Origin of the sequence: Staphylococcus sp. McC-251-APC-3A2, from assembly GCF_009695665.1 — a bacterium.
Lineage (GTDB): Bacteria > Bacillota > Bacilli > Staphylococcales > Staphylococcaceae > Staphylococcus > Staphylococcus cohnii.
The window spans coordinates 294,736-317,803 of sequence record NZ_VUNO01000002.1 but is presented as its reverse complement, the minus strand read 5'-3'; the positions used below and the strand labels follow the sequence as shown (position 1 = coordinate 317,803).

The 23,068-nt window shown below is 32.4% G+C and carries 17 protein-coding genes; 14 read left to right on the top strand and 3 right to left on the bottom strand.

Annotation, left to right across the window (positions count from 1 at the left end):
* Positions 1–311 precede the first annotated feature (311 nt).
* The 4 genes from FYJ81_RS06435 to FYJ81_RS06420 all read left to right on the top strand — a co-directional run bounded on the left by FYJ81_RS06435 (position 312) and on the right by FYJ81_RS06420 (position 5,362).
* Complete coding sequence (locus FYJ81_RS06435) at positions 312–1,589, top strand: MFS transporter (RefSeq protein ID WP_107384258.1); 1,278 nt, start codon at positions 312–314, stop codon at positions 1,587–1,589.
* Positions 1,590–1,638: 49 nt separating this feature from the next.
* Positions 1,639–1,923, top strand: coding sequence for a putative quinol monooxygenase (locus FYJ81_RS06430; RefSeq protein ID WP_107384259.1), 285 nt, complete (start codon positions 1,639–1,641; stop codon positions 1,921–1,923).
* A 388-nt stretch (positions 1,924–2,311) separates the two neighbouring features.
* The gene (gene budA, locus FYJ81_RS06425; RefSeq protein ID WP_107384260.1) at positions 2,312–3,010 is read left to right on the top strand and encodes an acetolactate decarboxylase; all 699 of its coding nucleotides are present in this window, start codon (positions 2,312–2,314) and stop codon (positions 3,008–3,010) included.
* A 435-nt stretch (positions 3,011–3,445) separates the two neighbouring features.
* Entirely contained in the window at positions 3,446–5,362 is a 1,917-nt protein-coding gene (locus FYJ81_RS06420; protein WP_107385962.1) for an FUSC family protein, read from the top strand.
* 147 nt (positions 5,363–5,509) lie between these two features.
* On the opposite strand, the gene FYJ81_RS06415 is transcribed toward FYJ81_RS06420, so the two are convergent.
* Together FYJ81_RS06415 and FYJ81_RS06410 are read right to left on the bottom strand one after the other, a co-directional pair.
* Positions 5,510–6,721, bottom strand: a complete 1,212-nt coding sequence (locus FYJ81_RS06415; RefSeq protein ID WP_154409479.1) for a 5,10-methylene-tetrahydrofolate dehydrogenase — start codon at positions 6,719–6,721, stop codon at positions 5,510–5,512.
* Positions 6,702–7,877 carry a hypothetical protein gene (locus FYJ81_RS06410; RefSeq protein ID WP_154409478.1) on the bottom strand — a complete coding sequence of 392 codons (1,176 nt, stop codon included), beginning with the start codon at positions 7,875–7,877 and terminating at the stop codon, positions 6,702–6,704. Before FYJ81_RS06410 ends, FYJ81_RS06415 begins: the two co-directional genes overlap by 20 nt.
* Before the next feature lie 179 nt (positions 7,878–8,056).
* Here FYJ81_RS06410 and FYJ81_RS06405 point away from each other — a divergent pair, with 179 nt between their 5' ends.
* From FYJ81_RS06405 to uidA, 10 genes are all read left to right on the top strand, one after another.
* A complete protein-coding gene (locus FYJ81_RS06405) occupies positions 8,057–8,470 on the top strand; it encodes a DUF2188 domain-containing protein (RefSeq protein WP_154409477.1) in 414 nt (137 codons plus the stop codon).
* A 266-nt stretch (positions 8,471–8,736) separates the two neighbouring features.
* Positions 8,737–9,432, top strand: coding sequence for a GTP pyrophosphokinase (locus FYJ81_RS06400; RefSeq protein WP_107384265.1), 696 nt, complete (start codon positions 8,737–8,739; stop codon positions 9,430–9,432).
* 93 nt (positions 9,433–9,525) lie between these two features.
* Complete coding sequence (locus tag FYJ81_RS06395) at positions 9,526–10,242, top strand: MerR family transcriptional regulator (RefSeq protein WP_107504595.1); 717 nt, start codon at positions 9,526–9,528, stop codon at positions 10,240–10,242.
* 166 nt (positions 10,243–10,408) lie between these two features.
* The gene (locus FYJ81_RS06390) at positions 10,409–11,089 is read left to right on the top strand and encodes a GntR family transcriptional regulator (RefSeq protein ID WP_154409476.1); all 681 of its coding nucleotides are present in this window, start codon (positions 10,409–10,411) and stop codon (positions 11,087–11,089) included.
* A 38-nt stretch (positions 11,090–11,127) separates the two neighbouring features.
* The gene (gene gntK, locus FYJ81_RS06385; protein ID WP_107385957.1) at positions 11,128–12,678 is read left to right on the top strand and encodes a gluconokinase; all 1,551 of its coding nucleotides are present in this window, start codon (positions 11,128–11,130) and stop codon (positions 12,676–12,678) included.
* Between the two features lie 188 nt (positions 12,679–12,866).
* Positions 12,867–14,225, top strand: coding sequence for a gluconate:H+ symporter (locus FYJ81_RS06380; RefSeq protein ID WP_107384269.1), 1,359 nt, complete (start codon positions 12,867–12,869; stop codon positions 14,223–14,225).
* Between the two features lie 503 nt (positions 14,226–14,728).
* A complete protein-coding gene (locus tag FYJ81_RS06375) occupies positions 14,729–15,805 on the top strand; it encodes a YkvI family membrane protein (RefSeq protein WP_107384270.1) in 1,077 nt (358 codons plus the stop codon).
* A 136-nt stretch (positions 15,806–15,941) separates the two neighbouring features.
* Positions 15,942–17,156, top strand: a complete 1,215-nt coding sequence (locus FYJ81_RS06370) for a helix-turn-helix domain-containing protein (RefSeq protein WP_154409475.1) — start codon at positions 15,942–15,944, stop codon at positions 17,154–17,156.
* 522 nt (positions 17,157–17,678) lie between these two features.
* Positions 17,679–19,082, top strand: a complete 1,404-nt coding sequence (locus FYJ81_RS06365) for an MFS transporter (RefSeq protein ID WP_107384271.1) — start codon at positions 17,679–17,681, stop codon at positions 19,080–19,082.
* A gap of 36 nt (positions 19,083–19,118) precedes the next feature.
* On the top strand, positions 19,119–20,912 hold the full coding sequence (gene uidA, locus FYJ81_RS06360; protein WP_154409474.1) for a beta-glucuronidase: 1,794 nt from the start codon (positions 19,119–19,121) through the stop codon (positions 20,910–20,912).
* 428 nt (positions 20,913–21,340) lie between these two features.
* Here uidA and FYJ81_RS06355 read toward each other — a convergent pair whose 3' ends face one another.
* A complete protein-coding gene (locus FYJ81_RS06355) occupies positions 21,341–23,065 on the bottom strand; it encodes a glycoside hydrolase family 3 protein (RefSeq protein ID WP_154409473.1) in 1,725 nt (574 codons plus the stop codon).
* Between the last annotated feature and the right edge of the window lie 3 nt (positions 23,066–23,068).

The following is a 23,068-nucleotide window of genomic DNA, read 5'->3' as shown; positions in this document are numbered from 1 at the left end:
GCTTAATGCATATTTTAAGGTGGCACAAAAGTAATTAAATGATTTATTGCGGTAAAGTCACACTAAACTAGATGCCTATGAGGAACATAGTTTAACTAATGTGATAGCTAATATCGAAGATTTTTAAAAGTAGAAATGGAAGTGCTCCCAATATTTGTCACATAAACGCTATATGTTGATCACACGAATTTACAGCGTGTTATAAAAAAATGAAAAAAGTTATTGTAAGCGATTTCATATTGTGGTAATATCTAGAAACACAATAGGTCATATGATGACTAGTGATATAGGGAGAGAGTGTGGGTAAAAAAATGGAACAAAAAAGAACAAATATAAGATGGTATTTTGCTATTGCGTTTTTTATTATAGGTGTAATTGCTTATATGGATAGATCGAATATTTCAATTATTGCAGGACCTATGATGGAAGATTTACATTTGACAAAAACACAGTTTGGTTTATTAGCATCATTTTTCTCGTTAGGTTATGCGTTGATGCAAGTACCTTCAGGCTTTTTGGCAGAAAAGTTTGGCTCTAAAAAAATGTTGACAGTCGCGCTCGTATGGTGGAGTGCTTTCACGATTTTAACTGGTGTTGTTAAAAATCATGGTTTATTGTATGCTGTACGTTTTTTATTTGGTATAGGTGAAGCACCTATGTATCCTTCGAATGCAGTGTTTAACTCATTTTGGTTTGCGAAAGGTGAAAAGGGGCGTGCTTCGAGTGCATTGTTGGCAGGTTCATATTTTGGGCCAGTGATTGCACCTGTAGTTACGATTGCTATCGTTAATATGTTTGGATGGCAAGCTGTATTTTATATTTTTGGTGCTATTGGTATCGTCATTGCATTATTATGGATTATTATTTCAAAAGATTTACCGGAACAACATAAAATGGTTAATGAAGCAGAAAAAAGATATATTATGGAAAATCGTGATATCATTAAAACAGAAAAAAGTAACGCTCCGTGGAATATTTTCCTAAGAAGATTTAGCTTTTATGCATTGGCAGCACAATATTTTGTTGTTCAATTTGTTGTGTCACTATTCTTAATATGGTTACCTACATATCTAACCGAACAATATAATGTTAAATTAACTGATCCTGATATGGCTTGGGCAGCGGGCGCACCTTGGATTGCTATGTTCTTGTTAATATTATGTGGCGGTGCTATCTCTGATAAATTATTACAAAATGGAAAATCAAGATTTGTTGCGAGAGCGTCTATTGCGATTATTGGGTTTGTGGTATTTTGTATCTCATTATTCATGTCAATTCAAACAAACAATTTAGTAACAAATGTGCTATGGCTGTCATTATGTTTAGGCGGAATAGGAATTGCTACAGGAATGAGTTGGGCAGCAGCTACAGATTTAGGACGTAATTTCTCTGGTTCAGTATCTGGATGGATGAATTTATGGGGAAATATCGGTGCATTACTGAGTCCTTTATTAGCAGGTATGATGGTTGATATTGTTGGCTGGACAGTGACGTTAGAATTAGTTATTATCCCAGTAGTATTTGCAATAATTATGTGGTTTTTTGTTAAACCAGATCAACCGCTAATCATTGAAAAAGAAGAACTTTAATATCTCTAAAAATTAGTTTTGCAAAAACGATTATCACAGGAGGTTATACATGATTCTAGTAACTGCAGTAATGAAGATTAAAGTGGAGCATAGAGAAAATTATTTAGCAGAGGTTGAACGTTTAGTCATTGCAGCAAATAAAGAAGAAGGCGCATTATATTATGATCACTTTGAAAATACGAATGAACCTCAAACTTTTGCTTTTATAGAAAAATATAAAGATGAAGCTGCTTTGGAAGCACATAATCAATCTGAACATTTTCAAACATTTTTTAAAGAAATAGAAAATTATTTACTTGAAGCGCCTAAAATAGAAGTTGCTTCAATTAAATAATTATGAAAATAAGCCAATAGAAGATAATCATCTGTGAATAACGCATAAGCGTCCATTTCTAATTCAATTGAATAGAAAAGGACGCTTTCATTTTTTTGAAATATTGTAGCGTAAGGATTGAACTTGTGGGCATCATCTTGGCGAATCGAAGTTTGTGTTTACTTATTTAGTATTTGAATGTATATAATTAGTGAAATCAAAGTTTATTTTTATCATAATTTTAAAATAAGCATATAAGATTGATATCGATAAATATTCAGGGTTCACATAACACTATGTGAGCACAAAGATATTGAAAAATGCAATTATATTGTATAACAATATGTTGTGAATAATTGTAAAGAGCGAAATATTTAAAATTAATATTGATATAAGGAGAGAAAATATCATGCTATATCAACATGGCACGCTTGGTACTTTGATGGCTGGATTATTAGAAGGCACTATGGAAATGAATGAAATTTTAAAACATGGTGATTTAGGTATCGGCACGTTAACAGGATCAGACGGTGAAGTTATTATATTAGATGGTGTCGCTTATCATGCTGATGCTCATGGTAATTTCAAACAGTTGGATGGTAGTGAAATGACACCTTTTTCTACTGTGACACCATTCAAACCAGATGTAAGCTTTGATGTGAGACACATTACCGATTCTGAAAATTTATTAAATAAAACAAAAAGCCACGCTGCCAGTGAAAATTTATTTTTTGCAGTTAAAATATCTGGGAAATTTGAAAATGTACATGTCAGAATGATGCCAAAGCAAGAAAAGCCATATACTAAATTAATTGAATCTGCTAAACAACAACCTGAATATCATTATGACCAAATTGACGGTACAATAGTAGGTTTTTATGCACCAACACTTTTTCATGGCATAGCTGCTGGAGGTTTCCATTTGCATTTTGTAGATAGAGATAAAACAGTAGGCGGGCATGTTTTAGATTTTGAAATGAATCATGGCGATGTAGAAATAAGCAATATTGAAACACTTGAACAACATTTCCCAGTAAATAACGCAACATTTTTAGAATCTGATATTGATTATTCTACAGTGCATGAAGATATCAAACAATCAGAATAAAAATACGAGTTATAGCAGAATATAGTCATGATTTAACATTTTCATTTAAACGATTTGTAGGAAATGCTCTAGCAGAATTCAATAAAAGTGTTAAAATAGTTTAGTAATCGTTAAATAAAATGTATATGATTTCTCAACCAAAATTTGTGAAATGAACAATTTTACAATTAACTTCCCCATTTGTAGATACATGTATTCGTTAAAGTGAGCTGAAGGATAAATTAAATATCTATAATATTGTATAGCAACAGTGTATTCATATTTAAATCTATGTATAATAAGCTTTTCACAAAATAAAATGACCTTAACGGGGACGGGACTATGAAATCGAAATATAAATTTTAGATTTCTAACACCCGTCTTTTTTATGTTTTGCTATTATTTCATACGCTATATCATTGCTAAAATAAAATGAAAAGGAGATGTGAACCGCCATTGATTAAATATTTAAAGTCACTCACAAAATTTAATGCAATGAAAATCGATGTTGCTAAAGGTATTAGACAGGCTATATTAATGTTTTTGCCTTTAATGATTGGCTATTTAGTCGGTTATTTTTCAATCGGTCTATTAATTTCAACAGGTACGTTAGCACATATTTATGTGTTTGGCGGTACGGCAAAATCTAAACTTCGTACGGTATTCTTTACATCAATCGTATTTGCAATATCGATGATGTTAGGTACGTTGACTGTCAATCAACCAATCATATTTGGAATTTTGTTATTGATTGTAGCAGTAGTACCATATTATGTATTTAGTTCATTAAATATTCCTGGACCTTCGTCAACTTTTTTCATTGTGGCATTCAGTTTGCCAATCAATTTACCAGTTGCTCCAGATGAAGCAATAACAAGAGGTATTGCAGTATTTATTGGAGGTTTATTAGCAACATTTGTAGTAATTGTTGTGATTTTACTTTCAAAAGAATCAGCTGAAGTTAAATCAATTAAAAATGACTATAATATTATAAAACAGTTAGTTTATAATTTTGATGATCCAAAAGCATTTTCAAAAGCATCTCGGTTTGCGGTGACGGCTTTTAGAAATACAGATAACCAGCTCATCACTGCAAGTTCTGCCAAATCTCAAAAGTCACCGCAATTCCAGCGGTTAATCTTGTTACATAATATTGCGCAAGGTATACATTCAGAATTACTGGAATTAAATGAAAAAAATGTGCGCCCTTTACCTCAAGATATTAAATTGATGGTGGACTATGTTATCAATTTAGTATATACGCAAGGTAAGACAAATAAAACATGGACACAACAAGTTGATATTGATGAAGCTTATCAAAAACTTGTAGATAATATATTTAAAGTTGATGCTATTATGAATGCAAATGATGCACAGCTGGAACACGAAGTAGATATACGTGTACCTATTTACGGTCATCGCTTAGTTACAAATTTGACAATAGATTCATTTGTCTTTAGAAATACAATCCGCTATATCGTTATCATGGCAATTGCAATTTTTATCGCATTGATGTTTGATTTTGACAAAGCATATTGGATTCCGCTTAGTACACATACAGTATTATTGGGCTCAACAACATTACACAGCTTTGAACGTGCAGGATCAAGAGGCATTGGTACGATTATTGGTGTGCTTGTACTGTCATTAATATTATTATCTACGCCACCTGTACCTATCGCTATCATACTCCTTGCGGTTGCAGCAGGGGTAACAGAAATGTTTGTAGGTGCAAATTATTCATTTGCAGTTATATTTATCACAATCCAAGTTATATTATTAAATGGCTTAGCATCAAACCATCTTTCAATTTTAATAGCACTTCCAAGAATTATCGATGTGATTGTTGGTATTATTATTGCCGTTATTTTGTTACTTGTAATAGGTAGAAAGACTGCATCTTCAATGTTACCGGGCACGCTTGCCACAGTGGCACGTAATGAAGCGGTGTTATTTCATTACTTGTTTTCAAGCAACAAATACTCATCCAGAGAACGTGATAAAACAAAAATGTTGCATTTAAGTGTCCAACTAAATAATATGAAACAAATATATAACAGTGCGAATGGTGAAGTATTTAGTAATAAAATGGTTATACAATATTATTATCCTAGTATATATGCATTAGAAGAAATTAGCTTTATGCTGACGAGAGCGTTAAGTAATGAGAAACGTTACCATATTGATGATGAAACCATGGGAGAATATTTATTAGTATTTGAAAATATAGCAAAACATTTTGAAATTGGTTCTAATATCAATGTTCAAGAAATTACAACTTTACCACAATACACGCACATTAGAACTTCTTTAATGAGTATTCAACATAATTGTCAAAATGCTAGACAAGCAATTAAATTATCTTATGAATAATACAATATAAGCCAATGTCACGATAGTTAAAATCGATGACATTGGCTTGTTTTATATTTAAATCTTATAATTTAATGTAGTTTTTGTGAAGTCGCTATAAATTTGAAAAATTAATAGTAGCATAATAAATATTTCTACTTTTTATATCTAGTTGGAATCTTGTTGTTTTCTAACTTTTTGTTCTTCTTCTTGTCTTTTTTCCTGTATATCTGCTTGCGCTTTTCTTTGTTGTTGTTCTTGTTGCTGTTGTTCTTTGTGTAATTGCTTGTATCGTTGTTTTTGTCTATATCCATAAGTACTTTCAAGTATGAGTGTTTCATTATTTAGACCAACACCTATTGCACCTGCTACTGTCGAAATTGATGCAGCAAACCAAGCTAAATTTATGTAAGTTATTAAGCTTGCAGATGTCTTAAATTGTAATGCTTGGCCTAAATAGTCCGATGGGAGTACGATTAAACTTGCGACCAAAAAGAGCGAGAATAAGATGACATAATAAATCATAACAGAAACAGTTAAAGTCATCGTTGTAGTTAAGTTATATAAGGTGGTAATCTGCTTATTCGTGCTCTCTTTTTTGGACTCCCATAAATTATGTGCAATAATCATCCAAATCATCATACCAAATATGGCTACAAGCATCATTAATAACAAGCGCCACTCAGAATATACAAAGCTTAAATTCCACATAGTCGTAAAGATAATTCCGAAAGCACCAGTAGTGAATGCAATTGCCACAACATTACTTAAGCTTTTTAACATATTAAATGGGTTATTCGCAAATGTCATGCCACTAACCAGACGAAATATACCTTTTGATCTTGAAGACACATAGTATTGTGTATGTTGAGAGGTAGTATTTTCAAAATAAACAGTTCGAGATTGTAAATTGGTTAAAGGAAACTGTGCATTCATCAGTGACATTGCATGATTGTTATTGTTACTTTTTTCTGAACGCTTAAATTCATCTATTGCTGTTAAAATAGCCAATATAGAGTTTTGAATTCTTTTTTTAATTGGGCGCCATCCATAAGCAGGGATAGAAATTAAACTAGCACCATTTTGTCTATTGATATCAAAGGCAACTACTTTTTGTTGTTCAATCATCGGTAGGTCAGTGAGTCCGATTGTAAAATGCCAATGATTATGTTCTTGATAATCAGCTATTTTACTAAAAATTTGTTGGACGCTTTCAGCTGAACCAGTTAAAGGGTCAATAATTGTATCAATTTCCCATTTAACTGAATGATCATATCGCTCACTAAGAATATTAGGTAACTCAATTTCAAGGTTACGAGCAATTTTTTCAGTTACTCCCGGTGCAGCAATGATACCTATTTTAGCTGTTGTTGTGTTCATTTAATCCCTCCTCGTGATGTGATTGTTTTTCGCCTTCGTAGTAATCAGCTTTAGCATAGGCACTAGAGCTGTCTTCATCTTCTTGTTCCAATGATTTAGATCTATAGTATTGTCTGAAAGAATAAGTCACGCGTTTAATTTTTTCAGCGTTTTCAACAGTGGATCCCATAGCTCCAGCAAGAATACCTAATGATGTAATAAACCAAATTAAATTAATATAGTTTAAAATAGTTGGATGCTTACTGTTTAACGATGTCCAATTTGAAAATAACTCCGGCGGTACAAATAGTATTGTACTTAAAGATAGTAAAATATATAGTACTATAAAATTTAAAAAGGTAATGGTCAATAAGGTTGTAAAAGTCGTAATGTTATAAATAAAGCGATAAAGTTTTTGTGTATTAGCACTAGGTCTTTCCCATAATTTATAAGAATAAATTAACCAACCAACCATGCCTAATACAGAGAGTAGCATCAGTAAAATAAACCGCCAATAACTATAATCTAGACTGATATCCCAAGGTGTAGAAAATATTGCAATATAAGTTCCTGTGGCAAATGAAACAGAAATGATTTTTTTGAAATCAAAAATTGCAGACCAAGGTTCATTGGCAAAAGTCATGCCGCAAATTAAATGGAGCCAACCTAAAAATGTAGATTTGGCGATAATGCGAGATCTATGATTTTCATTATGGTCCTTAGGAATAACTTCTTTAAATTGAGTTAATTTAAAATGTTTAAAGTTTAAAGTGCTTTTGTTTCTACCAGAAGAATGCAAGTATTCAACAATAAATATTAAGCATTGTCTTAATTTCTCTTTTAACTTAACTGTTCCTAACGCTGGTAATGATAAAAGCGCTGTTTTAGTATCAAAATCAATATCACATAATGCACTTTTATTTTTAGAAAAGTTAGGTAAATCCGTAATACAAATTGTATAATCCCAATTTTTTTGCTGTTTCATATTGGATGCAATATCCAAAACTTTATCCATATGTTCTGCAGTCCCAATCATAGATGCAACATGTATGTCGAATTGCCATTCCACGCCATTATCTACATGTTTTGTGAAATCTTTTGGAAGTTCTGAATAAATTTTATTAATTAATTTATGAGGCATATCAGGAGAAGGGATTAATCCAATAGATAGATTCATGTTAGTTAAACCTCCTTTTACTTAACACTGATTCTTACTCATCATTCCCTTTCAATTAAAGAACAAATCATGGTTAACTTAAATAATTATATTATTTTTTGTGAATTTATTTAGTTTGTTAAAGGGAAAAGGTGGTAAAAGAGAATTAATATAAGTTATGAAGATGGAGGTTTTATCACATGCCTTGGACAATGGAAGATTATCCGCAAAGTTGGAAAAATATGGAAAAATTGGAAAGAAAAAAAGCAATCGACATTGGAAATGCGATGCTTAAAGATGGATATCAAGAGGAAAATGCGATTCCAATCGCTACCAAACAAGCTGAAAATTGGTATGAGAATGCGACTGAAGATGAATTGAAAGCGCTAAAAAATAAAAAAATCACGATACATGAACGTGATCAATCTGCGAACCCACAATTAAATCACAAAGATGTTCATGTCTATTATGAGAATGAAGAATGGAAAATAAAATCTGATGGTGCCAAACAAGCTACAGATAGCTTTGATAAAAAAGCAGATGCTATGAAGCGGGCGCGTAATATTGCTGATAATAGAAGGACTCAAATTATTGAACATAAAATGGATGAATAGCGTAGAAAATCATTGTGAAGACGAAGTTAAAAGTTTTTTATATAAATAAAAAAGTGGCACGCAATTGAAATAGTTGCCTATTCCCTAATGTTAGGCAACTATGGATTTTTGTGAGCTGAAATAACCAAAACCAAAAATGTCATTGCCATCACACAAATAACTTCTGAATCGTGTAATGCATTGTAAATATCTACTGTATTATTTCAAGTATCCTTTTAATTTAGCTATAATGTTTGAAGAGAGAAGAATTATTGGAGGTACGATTTATGTACATTGAACGTAAACCAACGCTGAATATGGATGATTTGAAAGAAGAATTTAAAGAGAGTTTATCTTATATAAATAATTACGAAGAAGCATTCGAAATGGTCATTGATTTTGTTGCTTTAGAGCAACTCTATTCTTCTGCACTAAAAGAAATTAGCACTAAGCTCGATATTTTAGACGATCATTTTCAACAATTATATAAACACAATCCAATTCATCACATGGAACGTCGTGTTAAGGAAATGAGAAGTCTGATTAAAAAATTAGATAGAAAAGGTTACCAAATCAACACAGCATCAGCGAAAACATATATATACGATATTGCAGGTATAAGAGTTATTTGTAATTATATAGATGATATTTATGTCATTGAAGAATTATTGTTAAAACAAGCAGATGTGCAGTTATTAAAACGAAAAGATTATATTATGAATCCGAAAGATAACGGTTATAGAAGTTTGCATATTGTAGTGTCAATACCAGTATTTTTAGCGAATTCTGTAGAAAAAGTACCAGTAGAAATTCAAATTAGGACAATAGGTATGGATATGTGGGCGAGTTTAGAACACAAAATACGTTACAAAAATAATAAAAATACAGAGGACTATAGAGAAGTTTTAAAACAATGTGCCAATGAAATTACAACTGTTGAAAGTAAAATGCAAAATATTCATTCCGAAATTTTTGATAATTAGAGGCACGAACAAATATCCCGCACTAAAAACGATTGTTATACTTGCTCGTTACGTTAGGTCACCATGTATGATTAACGTCAAGGAGGTTATTTTATGACACTATATCAAACAGGAGAACTAGCTAAACATTGCAATGTAACAGTAAGAACAATTCAGTATTATGATAAGAAAGGATTGTTACAATCGGTACCATCATCAAGTAATGGTAGACGTCTATTTGATGAACAAAGCAAAGTAAATTTAGAAATTATCTTAATATTGAAATCGATGGGATTTTCGTTAAAAGATATAAAAAAGCTATTAACTGAAGACAAAAAATTACAAGCAGTAAAATTCATGTTACATCAAAAGAGATCTGAGATTACTGAAGAAATTGATAAAATGAAGCTTACTGCTTATGAAATCAAACAACTGGAAAACAGTATCAGTGACAATACGCAAGCGCCGATTGAAAAGTTGGTTAACACACATAAATATACCATTCAAAATCAGCGTGGCACGGCGTTATACATGTCGCTACTATATAAATTAAGTCCAGCCATCATAATACAGTATACATCAATCATGGCTAGTATATTACTAAAAAAATGGGTTCCATTTTTAGTAACATTACCTATTTTAGTGGCTTATGCTGGGGTTATGACAAAAGCGATATATCAACGCGTGAATTATTTATGCCCGAATTGTCAACAAATATTCAAACCTAAATTGGCGACGTGGATGTTTGCAACACATACACCTAAAACCAGAAAATTACAATGTCCGTATTGTCATCAAACACATCATTGTGTATCGACGGTAAAAATATAAAACCATTAAAATAAAAAATTTCGGTATGTCTAGTGAAAACTTGGCATGCCGCTTTTTTATGGAATTAAAAGGATATCTATACAATTGCAAGCGCTTGCAATTAAGCGGAATGTATATTACTATACTTGTATACAAGTATATCGATTAAGTGGAGAGGTGAAGTCGGTTGGAATATATTTATCCAGAACAATGGCTTGAAGGTGTTTCTAAAGGTGAAATGATTGCTTCAGAAATACGCTTAAGGATTGTTGATGGGATGATTACACCAGACACATTGTTAACTGAAAACCAAATTGCTCAAGAATTTAATGTGAGTCGTTCTCCAGTAAGAGATGCATTTAAATTATTAAAACAAGATCAGTTAATTCATTTAGAACGTATGGGTGCCTATGTCTTACCTTTTAAAGATAATGAAAAAAAAGAACTGTATGATTTAAGAATTATGTTAGAATCATTCGCTTTTAATAAGATAAAAAAAGATAATCATAAGCAAATAGTTAAAGAAATGCGAAAACAACTAGAAATGATGAAAGTTGCTGTTAAATTTGAAGACGCTGAGGCATTTACAGAACACGACATGAAATTTCATGAAGTGACGATATTAGCTTCAAAACATCAATATTTAAAAACATTTTGGAATAATTTAAGGCCAGTAATGGAAGCGCTTATTTTATTATCTATGCGCAAGCGCATGAATGAAAACCCAGTGGATTTTGAACGAATCCATCATAATCATGAAGTGTTTATCGATGCAGTTGCAGAGCAAAATGCAACAAAACTAAGAGAAGCATTTCATTTGAACTTTGACGATGTTGGCGAAGATATAGATAGTTTTTGGATGAAATAATAACTGTCAAGCAAGAGGTATAAATAGGAGGCAAAACCATGAAATACATGATAGGCGTTGATATAGGTACGACAAGTACGAAAGCTGTGCTTTATGATGAAAAAGGGCAGTTTATTATGAAACATAATATTGGTTATCCTTTGCATACACCAAATGTAGAAGTGTCAGAAGAAAACCCTGATGAGTTATTTGATGCAGTACTGATGACAATTAAATATGTTATGAGAGAAGCGAATATTCATAAAAATGATTTGAAATTAATTTCATTTAGCGCTCAGATGCATAGTTTGATTTCAATGAATGCTAGTCATCAACGATTAACTGAGAATTTGACATGGGCAGATAATCGCGCGACTAAATATGCAGAAATGATTAAAGACAAGTATGACGGTGATGCGATATACAGTAGAACAGGTACACCGATTCATCCAATGTCACCTTTATCTAAAATATTTTGGATGAAACATGAACAACAAGAAATATACAATCAAACAGCGATGTTTGCAGACATTAAAACGTATATTTTTTATCAGTTATTTGAGACATATGTAATTGATCAATCGATGGCTTCATCTACCGGTATGTTCAATCTAGAAAATCTAGACTGGGATCAAGAAGCATTAGCATTGTTAGGTATTCAATCATCTCAATTGCCTGAAATTGTGCCGACAACACATATATTAAAAGGGATGAAACGTCGCTATGCAACATTAATGGGTATAGACGAAAATACACCAATTGTGGTAGGCGCTAGTGATGGCGTATTGTCAAACCTAGGTGTAAATGCGTTTAAAAAAGGTGAAGTTGCTGTAACAATTGGAACTTCTGGTGCAATAAGAACCGTAATAGATAAGCCACGAACAGATTATAAGGGAAGAATTTTCTGTTATGTTTTGACTGAAGATCATTATGTCATTGGAGGACCAGTGAATAATGGTGGTGTGGTATTACGATGGTTGCGTGATGAATTGTTGGCAAGTGAAGTGGAAACAGCAAAACGTTTGGGCGTTGATCCTTATGATGTACTGACTAAAATTGCTAATCGTGTCAAACCAGGTGCAGATGGGTTGATATTCCATCCGTATTTAGCAGGTGAACGTGCACCATTGTGGAATGCAGATGCAAGAGGCTCATTCTTTGGATTAACCTTAGCTCACCAGAAAGAACATATGATTCGAGCAGCATTAGAAGGCGTGCTATATAACCTTTATACAGTCTATCTCGCATTAATTGAAGTAATGAATGAAACACCGTCAACAATTAAAGCAACGGGTGGTTTTGCTAAGAGTGAAATGTGGCGCCAAATGATGGCGGATATCTTTGATACGGATTTAATCGTCCCAGAGAGTTATGAAAGCTCATGTTTAGGTGCTTGTGTACTTGGTATGAAAGCACTTGGTGAAATTGAAGATTTTTCCATTATTGAAGAGATGGTAGGTACAACAAATCAACACCATCCAAATCCAGATAATGTGAATGTTTATCAAAAACTAATATCAATTTTCATCAATTTAAGTCGTTCTTTAGAAGAGCGCTATGCTGAAATCGCTACGTTTCAGCGTGAACATATGGTTAAAGATAAAGCATAGATACTGTTGATACAAATTGAGTGAATGACAAGCTATAAATAAAAATATGCAATTTTCATTTATAGCTGTATATTCATTCAAGTTAAAAAAATTAAATTTTTAGACATTTAAGTAAGCGTTATCATGATGAAGGTAATACCTTTTGAAATTATGAACGGTTATGCTAAATGTTGAAGGGGAGAACAATTATGTTTGAAACAATTTGGCCGTTAATTACAGTGGTTATAGGTATCGTCGTATTACTATCACTGATTATTTTCTTGAAGTTAAATACATTTATATCATTGATTATTACATCTATTGTCACTGCTATTTTACTAGGTATGCCTTTAGATAAAATTATAGAAACCATTGAAAACGGTATGGGAAGTACTTTAGGTCATATCGCTTTAATTTTTGGCTTAGGTGCGATTTTAGGTAAACTATTGGCAGATGGTGGAGGCGCTACACGTATTGCTGATACACTTATTAAAAAGTTTGGACATAAACATGTCCAATGGGCAATGCTAATTGCAGCCTTTATTGTAGGTATAGCGTTATTCTTTGAAGTAGGATTAGTACTATTAATCCCATTAGTATTTACGATTGCAAAACGTGCTAATGTCTCACAATTAAAACTAGGACTTCCTATGGTTGTAGCACTATCTGTGACTCATGGTTTCTTACCGCCACATCCAGGACCAGTTGTCATTGCTAAAGAACTACAAGCTAATTTAGGTCATGTGTTACTTTACGGTATTATCATAGCCATACCTGTTACTATTATTGCAGGTCCATTATTTAATAAAGTGGCACAAAAGCTTACGCCAACTGCTTATCAACGCGAAGGGGATATATCAGCTTTAGGCGCACAAAAAGAATTTTCAGAGTCTGAAATGCCTGGATTTGGCATCAGTTTACTCACAGCAATTTCACCAGTTATTCTTATGTTACTTTCTACAATTGTTCAGTTAGTGACAGGTAATGAAGAAGCGACGAATGGCTTTGAATCATTCATTTACTTTATTGGTACTGCTGGTACAGCGATGTTAATTGCTGTGCTATTTGCGATTATAACAATGGGTGTAAGACAAGGTAGAAAAAATGCTGAAATCATGGATTCTGTATCAAACGCGATCTATCCTATTGGAATGATGATTTTGATTATAGGTGGTGGCGGTACGTTCAAACAAGTACTTATAGATGGTGGTGTTGGTGACACTATAGCTAAATTGTTTGAAGGCACTGAAATGTCTCCTATATTACTAGCATGGGTAGTTGCAGCTGTTTTAAGAATTGCATTAGGCTCATCTACAGTAGCAGCTATTTCGTCAACAGGTATTGTATTACCATTACTACAATCATCAGATGTAAATGTTGCATTAGTAGTATTAGCTATTGGAGCAGGAAGTGTTATCTTGTCTCACGTGAATGATGCAGGTTTCTGGATGTTTAAAGAATACTTTGGATTAACTGTTAAAGAAACATTTCTAACATGGTCATTACTTGAAACGGTTATTTCAGTTTCAGGATTAGTATTCATCCTTATACTAAGTATCTTTGTATAATAAAATAACATAGAAGCATATATATCATTGAGTGTGACTCAATGGCATATGATTATAAAGAGGCTGAGACATAATGGATTCGCCCAACCTCATTTCATATTGTCAGTAGATGGCTTTTAATTATTAATTTTAAAAATATATGTCATTTATATCTATATAATTGTTAGTAAAAGACTAGCTTAAAGGTAATAATAATAATTCGTTATCAATCATATGTGCAACAAACTGTATGCTTAATAGACAGGTAGATGAAATCAAACGGAATATATTTGATTTCAACTACCTGTCTTTTTTATTTACTACTTAATACAATCAATCAAAATATGAGCTAGCGCTATAATACTTCTTTAAGGTATTTCAACATAACTTATGGATAAAATGATAAAATTAAGTAACTATAATGGTTTTAAGTATTTCATATAACAAATGTAAAGTAATCATAGATATTATGATTGAAATTTTACTTGAGTTGTATATAGTAGATTCAATAAGGGGGTAAAATGATGAAAAGAATATTACTGATTGCTAGTGCTTTTATCGGTGTCATCGTTGGGGCTGGCTTTGCTTCTGGACAAGAAGTGCTGCAATATTTTACTAGTTTTGGTATTTTGGGTACTTTGGGTGCTATCATTACCACGGCATTGTTTGCTTATGTTGGGATGATGTTAGTTTGGTTAGGGAGCAAGTTTGATACAGACTCACATAAAGTAGTTATACATAATATTACTGGTGAATCACTATTTGGAAAATTATTGGGATGGATTATTGATTTAGTCATTATCTTTACTTTGTTTGGTGTTGGTGTAGTGATGATTGCAGGCGCTGGGTCAAATTTAAATCAACAATTCGGCGTACCATCGATCGTTGGTACATTACTAATGACCATACTAATCATACTTGCAGGTATGTTGAAGGTAGAAGGTGTAGTGAAAGTTATTGGTAATATCACGCCATTTTTAATTGTGTTTATATTAATTATTTCGGTTTATAGTTTCATGACTACGAATGTACCTTTTTCAGAATTAAATACAATTTCAGATGCAAAACCTTCAACATTGCCTAATTGGTTTGTTGCAGGCATCAATTATGCTTCGTTTAATACTGCAGTAGGTGCATCAATGGCTATTGTTATGGGGGGAGCAGAAAAAAATTCGAAAGTGGCAGCAATTGGTGGTTTATTAGGTGGTCTGATTTTAGGCGCTATGATTGTGTTAAGTCATTTAGCAATTTTTACACAAATCAATATTGTCGGTAATATGGAAATGCCAATGTTAGGTATTGTAAATCATATATCACCAATCCTAGGTATCATCATGGCACTTGTGATCTTTGGCATGATTTTCAATACAGGGTTGGGCATGTTTTATGCCTTTGCCACACGTTTCACCGTAGTTGATTCTATACGTTTTAAAATATTTTATACGCTTGCAATCCTAGTAGGGCTTTGCTTAAGTTTTGTTGGATTTACGGATCTAGTAGCAATCTTTTATCCTTTAATCGGTTATTTAGGTTTGGTACTTATCTTTGTCCTATTTTATGCACCGTTTAAATTAAAATTCGGTAAGAAACATAAACAATAGATATATGGCCATGAAGCGTCTTGTAGGTCTAAATATATAAAATCTAAAAAACAAATTAAATATTTTTTATTCATTTGATACTCTATTCCTTAATATTTAGATATAATAAAAATATAAGGAATGGGGTGTTTTTTTTATGAAAAATGAAACGCTAGAAATATTGCAAATGCATGCTATACAATTATTAGGTATTCAGTTGGAAGGTTATGATATGGACGACATAAAAGCAATTAGTAACCATATTAAGACACCGTTTATGAATACTACTAGAAAACAATATAAAAATGAGTTAAAACATTTTATTGTGCATATGCAGAGTAACAAAATTTACCATTATAAAAATAGTTTTAATGTTAGCTTTTTGATTTTTAAATTTAAAAAATATAGAAAGATTTATATTATTGGGCCTTATATGGATAAACGACCCAATGAGCGACAATGTAATGAGATGTTACTTAATTTAAATATTAAAATTTCTAAGTTGCCCACATTGAAACAATATTTACTTAAAATTCCGGTATGTCATCATGTTAAAGCGCAAAAAATGTGTCGTTTAGCAATTCGTTTTTTGAAGAATAGAAACATCGTCTATGAAACGGTGGATATTGACTTCAGTTTTCATGCAAATGAAGCATTTTTAGCTGATTCTAAGCTTCAAAGTGATTACACACTACAAGAAATAGAGTATAGATATAATTTAGAAAATCAATTGTTGACTGCGGTAGAAAACGGAAATGTTGAAGAAGCATTATCTATTTTAAAAAAGATGAGTTTGTCTGTGACTGGTTTACGTCGAGTGAAGGATGATCTATCAAATGAGCAATATAAAGCATATTTAATCAATACTTTATGCCGCAAAGCTGGAGAAAAAGCTGGTGTGAGTCTCATACATATTGATGAAATATCCGCTAAATATGCTGCGATGATTGATCGGACACTGGATGTAGAAGTACTAGAAGAATTAACGTATGCAATCGTTAAGGAATACGCAGAAAGAGCTATGAAAATAAAAGCGAATGCCTTTAGCCCTAAAGTAAGTAAAGTGATTCAATATATTGAAAGAAACTTAGATAGTAATTTAACATTAGAAGAGTTAGCGAATTATGTTGATTTGGCACCTAGCTACCTATCAAGAATTTTTAATCAAGAATGTCATCAATCTTTATCTCAATTTATTACATCGTTAAGAATAAAAAAAGGACGTGACTTAATAGCACGGACAAAAATGACTGTAGCGGAAGTTGCAAAATATGTCGGTTTCAGGGAACAGAGTTATTTCGCACAATGCTTTAAAAAGCAATATGGTAAGACACCATTGAAATATCGGACTGAACATAAAGAATTTTATTAGTTGATATAGTATAAAAAATCAGAAAATTAAATATTCAATATAAAAATTGTAAATAAAATTAGGAAAATATCAAAAAAATCATAATATCCTCTAAAATTAATTGAAATATTACCAATTCACATTAAATTTAGACTGAATTTGTGATTTTTAGCTAAATCGTATGTAGTAAAGTATTGTATCAATTTGAATTGGCGTTATTACAGACTTTAGCAATAGTTGAAAAAGAATAACATAAAAGAGAAAAGTGCTTTGTTTTTTAACAACGTTGTTATTTTTTGTTGACTGTTGCTATTATAAAAATATAATAAAAGTAAGAGCTCTATCAAAAGTGTTAAGGGTGTATGCACGTGAAAATAATAAGCGAATCTATTTTATAGGGTAAAAATTTTTATGCATGGAAGAAAACGCTTTCAATTCTATGGATAATGTAATGATTGATGGCCACATTCAATAAAACATACTATGAAACTACAAAGATGAGGTGCACAAATGTTGTTTCGATAGTGGAAAGAGGTAATCCTTATGGTTACAGCCAGATTAAAACCGGCAAATACGAAATTGAAAAAGTTTAATGAAATTGAATCACCGAAATTGAAATTTAAAGAAAAATTAGCTTATGGTTTTGGGGATTTAGGGAACGGATTAATGTTTGATATGGGGCAAATTTATTTATTGCTTTTTTATACAGATATTTTAGGAATTCCCTCTGCTATAGGTGGGCTAGTATTTTTAGTTGCTAAATTTTTCGATGCATTTGTAGACACGGGTGTAGGTACCCTTGTTGATAATCAGAAAAATTTTTCAAAACGAGGCAAATTTAGACCATTTATATTATATGGAAGTATTCCTTTGGCAATATTGACTGTCTTAACCTTTATTTCACCTGATATCAGTGAGACTGGTAAAATTATATGGGCATTTGGAACATATTTACTCTTTAATGCTGCTTATTCTGTCGTTAATATACCTTATGGTTCATTGTCTGCTTCAATGACAATTAATGCAGATGATCGTACGCAACTATCAGTATTCCGTAATTTAGGTTCACAAGGTGCTATGTTTATTTCGGGTATAGTTATTATTCCTTTAGTAAGTTTATTTCCGAATCATGCGATTGGCTATCCGATTGCAGTAGGTATACTTGCAATTGCAGGTGTGACACTACATATGTTGTGCTATAAAGGAGTTAAAGAGCGTCATACAATAGAACGTCCACAAGTAAAAGGTTTGGGACGTAAAGCGTTTTTTAATTTACTGAAAAATAGACCATTTATTATTTTAGCAATTTATACATTGTTAACGATTACTGCTTTATTTTTACAACAAGGTGCACAACTTTACTATTACAAAAATGTACTTGGTTTCGATAATTTAATAGGTATTGTAAGTACATTGAATTTTATTGTTTTAATACCAGCATTATTCCTTACTACTTTCTTAAGTAAAAAAGTAGGTAAAAAAATGACGGCAGTCATAGGCGTAAGTGGTTTTATTATTTTCCAAATCGTAAACTTTTCATTATTTTCAGAGCAAATTATTCCGTTCTTAATCATTAACACGATTGCACAATTATTCTTGGTTATTCCTAATACAGTAACATGGGCATTTATAGCTGATGTTGTAGAATACGGACAATGGCAATCAGGACTTAGATCTGAAGGTATTATTTATGCAAGTTATAGCTTCACTAGAAAAATATCACAAGGCTTAGCAGGTTTTATACCAGGTATGGCATTAACAATTATTGGTTATGTACCTAATGCGGCACAAACGCCTGATACAATATTCGGTTTAAAAATATTATTCTTTGTGGTACCCGCAGTCATTTGTTTAATTGCGGTGATACTTTTCTTCTTTGCATACCCATTAACAGATCAGAAACATAAACAAATTGTTAAAGAGTTGGCACTTAGAGAGGAATTATAATTATTTTGTATTTCATTTTATCAGAGGAGCATTTATATGCTATATCCAGTAACAAACGAACAGAGAAGTATTATAGACTTAAACGGTGTCTGGCAATTCAAACTAGAAGAGAACCATGATCAAATCGATGTAACGAAACCTTTAGACACTGATTTAGTTATGGCAGTGCCAGGTTCATATAATGATCAAGGCGTAACTGCTAACATACGTAATCATGTAGGGAACGTATGGTATGAAAGAATGTTTACGATACCTAAAGTACTATCAGATGAACGAATTGTATTGAGATTTGGTTCTGCTACACATAAAGCAACAGTATATATCGATGGTCAAGAAGTCACATCACATCAAGGGGGATTTTTACCGTTTGAAGTGGAATTAGGGGAAAAATTCAGTTCAGGACAACATCGCTTAACTGTATGTGTAAATAATATATTAGACGAAACGACGTTACCTGTTGGTAATTATAGCGAAACAACGGACAAAGAAGGCAATTTGATTAAAAGAAATAAACCTAATTTTGACTTTTTTAATTATGCTGGTTTGCATAGACCTGTAAAAATTTACACAACACCACAAATATTTATTGAAGATATTGAAATTGTTCCGGAGGTTAAAAATGATGTAGCAGACATCAATTATAATATTTCTATCAATGAGTCGGTGGATGATATTTTAGTTAAATTGATAGATGAAGCGGGAGAGGTTGTAGCAGAAACTTCTGGTGCTAATGGTTCTATCAAGATAGAACAGCCTCATTTATGGCAACCATTGAATGCTTATTTATACCATTTAGAAGTAACGTTAATAGATAATAACCAAGTTGTAGACAGCTATGCTGAACGTTTTGGTGTACGTTCTGTAGAAGTGAAGCAAGGACAATTTTTAATCAATGAACAACCATTTTATTTTAAAGGTTTTGGTAAGCATGAAGATACCTACTATAATGGCCGAGGATTAAACGAAGTAACGAATGTTATGGATTTCAATCTTATTAAATGGATTGGCGGTAACTCATTCAGAACTTCACATTACCCTTATTCTGAAGAAATGATGCGATTGGCAGATGAACAAGGTATTGTTGTCATAGATGAAACAACTGCTGTTGGTGTGCACTTAAACTTTAGTACAATATTATCTGGAGTTGAGGCAAGAAATACATTTAAAGAAATTGGCACGAAAAAAGCACATGAATCTGTGATCAAAGATTTGATTGCTCGAGATAAAAACCATGCCTGTGTAGTTATGTGGTCAATAGCTAATGAACCAGCTTCTACTGAAGAAGGCGCAAAGGAATACTTTGAGCCATTAATCAACTTAGCACGTTCTTGCGATCCACAAAACAGACCTGTAACCATCGTAACTATTTTAATGTCACAACCAGATAATTGCCAAGTTCAAGATTTAGTAGATGTATTATGTCTGAACAGATATTATGGTTGGTATACACAAACAGGTGACTTGGAAGCTGCTAAAGAAGCTTTACGAGCTGAGTTAGATGGTTGGAGTGAAAAACAGCCGCACAAGCCAATTATGTTTACAGAATATGGTGCAGACACTGTAGCTGGCATGCATTCATTAAATGACGAATTATTTACAGAAGAGTACCAAATTCGTTATTATGAAGCAAATCATGAAGTCATTGATCAATATCCGCAATTTATTGGTGAACAGACATGGAATTTTGCAGATTTTGAAACTTCTACCGATATTATACGTGTTCAAGGAAACAAAAAAGGAATATTCACGCGTGAACGTCGTCCTAAAGCGGTAGCACATTACTTTAAGAAACGTTGGGAAAATATTCCTAATTTTGGTTATAAATCATAATTATATAAGAACAATGACAAGTATATTCACCCTGAAGCCCATACCAAGCTTTAGGGTTATTTTTAATTTGTAGAAAGTGATATTAACCTATACCAACTTTAATATAAAAATTTTCTTGTAATGGTAAGCGAGTTATATTATAAATTAGTTCCTTTATTTGGCTTAAGGGCAGATATTAAATAAGACGAAAGTGTTTAATGATGCTATTCTAAACATTTCTATTCATTACGATTTTGTATCATGTTAACACCATAACAATGAAGTATGTGAGAGACAACAAGCTCAACCATGCATCTCCAAGTAAATACATACGATTTAAAACAAAAGCACTGCAAAATAAAAAGGACTAATCCTTATTTGATAAGGATTAGTCCTTTGTTTGAGCATGGGTTTTATAACGATAGATTATATTGTAAAACGTGGTTCATTTATAATTTTGCTTGCCATTTATCTGTCCAAACTAAATCATTATATTGCCCTTTAAATTCACTTTCTCCCATGATTTTATCAATGGTCTGTTTAATTGTTTCTTTATTAGAATGATAAGCGTTTATATAAGCTTTAACCATTGTTGCATCATGCAAATGAGTGGTGAAATTGGTAGAAATAAATACGGTTGGTACTTCATGTACATACCATGGTATTTCATTACTCATGGCAGTACCCCATTTAATACGATAGTTATTTTCTGCAGCATAACCGATAATGTTTGCAAATACTAACGCGGCATCTACTTTTTCACGATATTCTAATGTTTTACCTTTAATACGTGTTGAACCATCATTCAATGTGACATTGAATCCACGTGATTCAAGTTCATTTATAATATCATCTGTGACGTTATTAGCAGATTTATAGATACCATCTTTTTCACCTTCTATCACATAAAGCATAATATTTTTATGTGTTTCAGGTCGGATAGGTAACTGATTTAAAGTGTTTTTCACAAGTGTGATCCCCATATCGGCTGCTTCTGCACGCATTTCTAAATGTTCTGTACAACCGATGATATCTAATGCTTCTTGTGGTTGAATAATTGAACCATCTTCTTGTTTAATGTGTAGATTGAGTTGTGCTTTTAAACCTAAGATACGTCTTACGGCATCATTTAATCTCTCTTCTGTTATGACGCCGTTTTTATAACCATCGAGCATAAATTGGTAATCTTCTTCTAAATCATTAAAGAACAAGAACATATCACAGCCAGATGCAATGGCTAATGGAACATAATCTTCACGACGCATAGAAGCAGTCATACCTAACATATGACTAGCGTCGGTAACGACTAAACCGTTAAAATGCATATCATCTTTTAGTAAATCAGTTATAAGTTCAGAAGAAAGTGTTGCAGGCAAAATGTCTTTATCTTCCAGACTAGGATTTAATTTTTTAGAATAAGCAGGTTGTGCAATATGTCCTGCCATTATCATTTGTACACCACGATCGATATGATGTTGATAAACTTTACGGAAGCTATCGTCCCATTCTTCGGTAGATAGTTCATTTACGCCGAGCACTAAATGTTGGTCACGTTCTTCCGTACCATCACCGGGGAAATGTTTGATACATGTAATCATATCGCGTTCTGCATTAAAGCCGTCAATAAATGCACTTGAATATTTAATAACTGTTTCAGCATCTGTGCCATATGCACGTGTATTAACGATTGTGTTGCGCCAATTTTTAAGTATATCTACACAAGGATCGAAATTAATATGAACACCTAGTGCGAATGATTCACGTGCTGATACAAGACCAGCATTATATGAAACTTTTGTATCTTGAGCAGCTTCACATTGTGCAGCACTTGCGATATAAGTGCCATCTTTACATGCACCATTTCCACCAGAATCACAGTTTGCTGCTACAAGTACGGGAACTTTAGTATGTCTTTGTAAATCATTGAGTAAGTTTTGAACATCTTCTTTGTTCCCACCTTCATATCGTGCGCCTCCAATGTGATAACGTTCAAGTATATCTTTATTAGTTAAGTCTGCATCAAAGAATTTTTTACCACCCTCTAAGGAAAATAAGTTGAAAAATAATTGACCAATTTTTTCTTCGTCTGTTAATTTGCCAAGTGTTTCTTCTACCCATGTTATTTGATTGTCATTTAAATGATATGGTGATGCTGTCAAATCTACTTTAACCATAGT

What these genes read in the sequence shown, in the direction of transcription:
- FYJ81_RS06435 (WP_107384258.1), top strand. Translation starts at nt 312, where the DNA reads ATGGAACAAAAAAGAACAAATATAAGATGGTATTTTGCTATTGCGTTT.
- FYJ81_RS06430 (WP_107384259.1), top strand. Translation starts at nt 1,639, where the DNA reads ATGATTCTAGTAACTGCAGTAATGAAGATTAAAGTGGAGCATAGAGAA.
- budA (WP_107384260.1), top strand. Translation starts at nt 2,312, where the DNA reads ATGCTATATCAACATGGCACGCTTGGTACTTTGATGGCTGGATTATTA.
- FYJ81_RS06415 (WP_154409479.1), bottom strand. Translation starts at nt 6,721, where the DNA reads ATGAACACAACAACAGCTAAAATAGGTATCATTGCTGCACCGGGAGTA.
- FYJ81_RS06410 (WP_154409478.1), bottom strand. Translation starts at nt 7,877, where the DNA reads ATGAATCTATCTATTGGATTAATCCCTTCTCCTGATATGCCTCATAAA.
- FYJ81_RS06405 (WP_154409477.1), top strand. Translation starts at nt 8,057, where the DNA reads ATGCCTTGGACAATGGAAGATTATCCGCAAAGTTGGAAAAATATGGAA.
- FYJ81_RS06400 (WP_107384265.1), top strand. Translation starts at nt 8,737, where the DNA reads ATGTACATTGAACGTAAACCAACGCTGAATATGGATGATTTGAAAGAA.
- FYJ81_RS06395 (WP_107504595.1), top strand. Translation starts at nt 9,526, where the DNA reads ATGACACTATATCAAACAGGAGAACTAGCTAAACATTGCAATGTAACA.
- gntK (WP_107385957.1), top strand. Translation starts at nt 11,128, where the DNA reads ATGAAATACATGATAGGCGTTGATATAGGTACGACAAGTACGAAAGCT.
- FYJ81_RS06380 (WP_107384269.1), top strand. Translation starts at nt 12,867, where the DNA reads ATGTTTGAAACAATTTGGCCGTTAATTACAGTGGTTATAGGTATCGTC.
- FYJ81_RS06375 (WP_107384270.1), top strand. Translation starts at nt 14,729, where the DNA reads ATGAAAAGAATATTACTGATTGCTAGTGCTTTTATCGGTGTCATCGTT.
- FYJ81_RS06370 (WP_154409475.1), top strand. Translation starts at nt 15,942, where the DNA reads ATGAAAAATGAAACGCTAGAAATATTGCAAATGCATGCTATACAATTA.
- FYJ81_RS06365 (WP_107384271.1), top strand. Translation starts at nt 17,679, where the DNA reads ATGGTTACAGCCAGATTAAAACCGGCAAATACGAAATTGAAAAAGTTT.
- uidA (WP_154409474.1), top strand. Translation starts at nt 19,119, where the DNA reads ATGCTATATCCAGTAACAAACGAACAGAGAAGTATTATAGACTTAAAC.
- FYJ81_RS06355 (WP_154409473.1), bottom strand. Translation starts at nt 23,065, where the DNA reads ATGGTTAAAGTAGATTTGACAGCATCACCATATCATTTAAATGACAAT.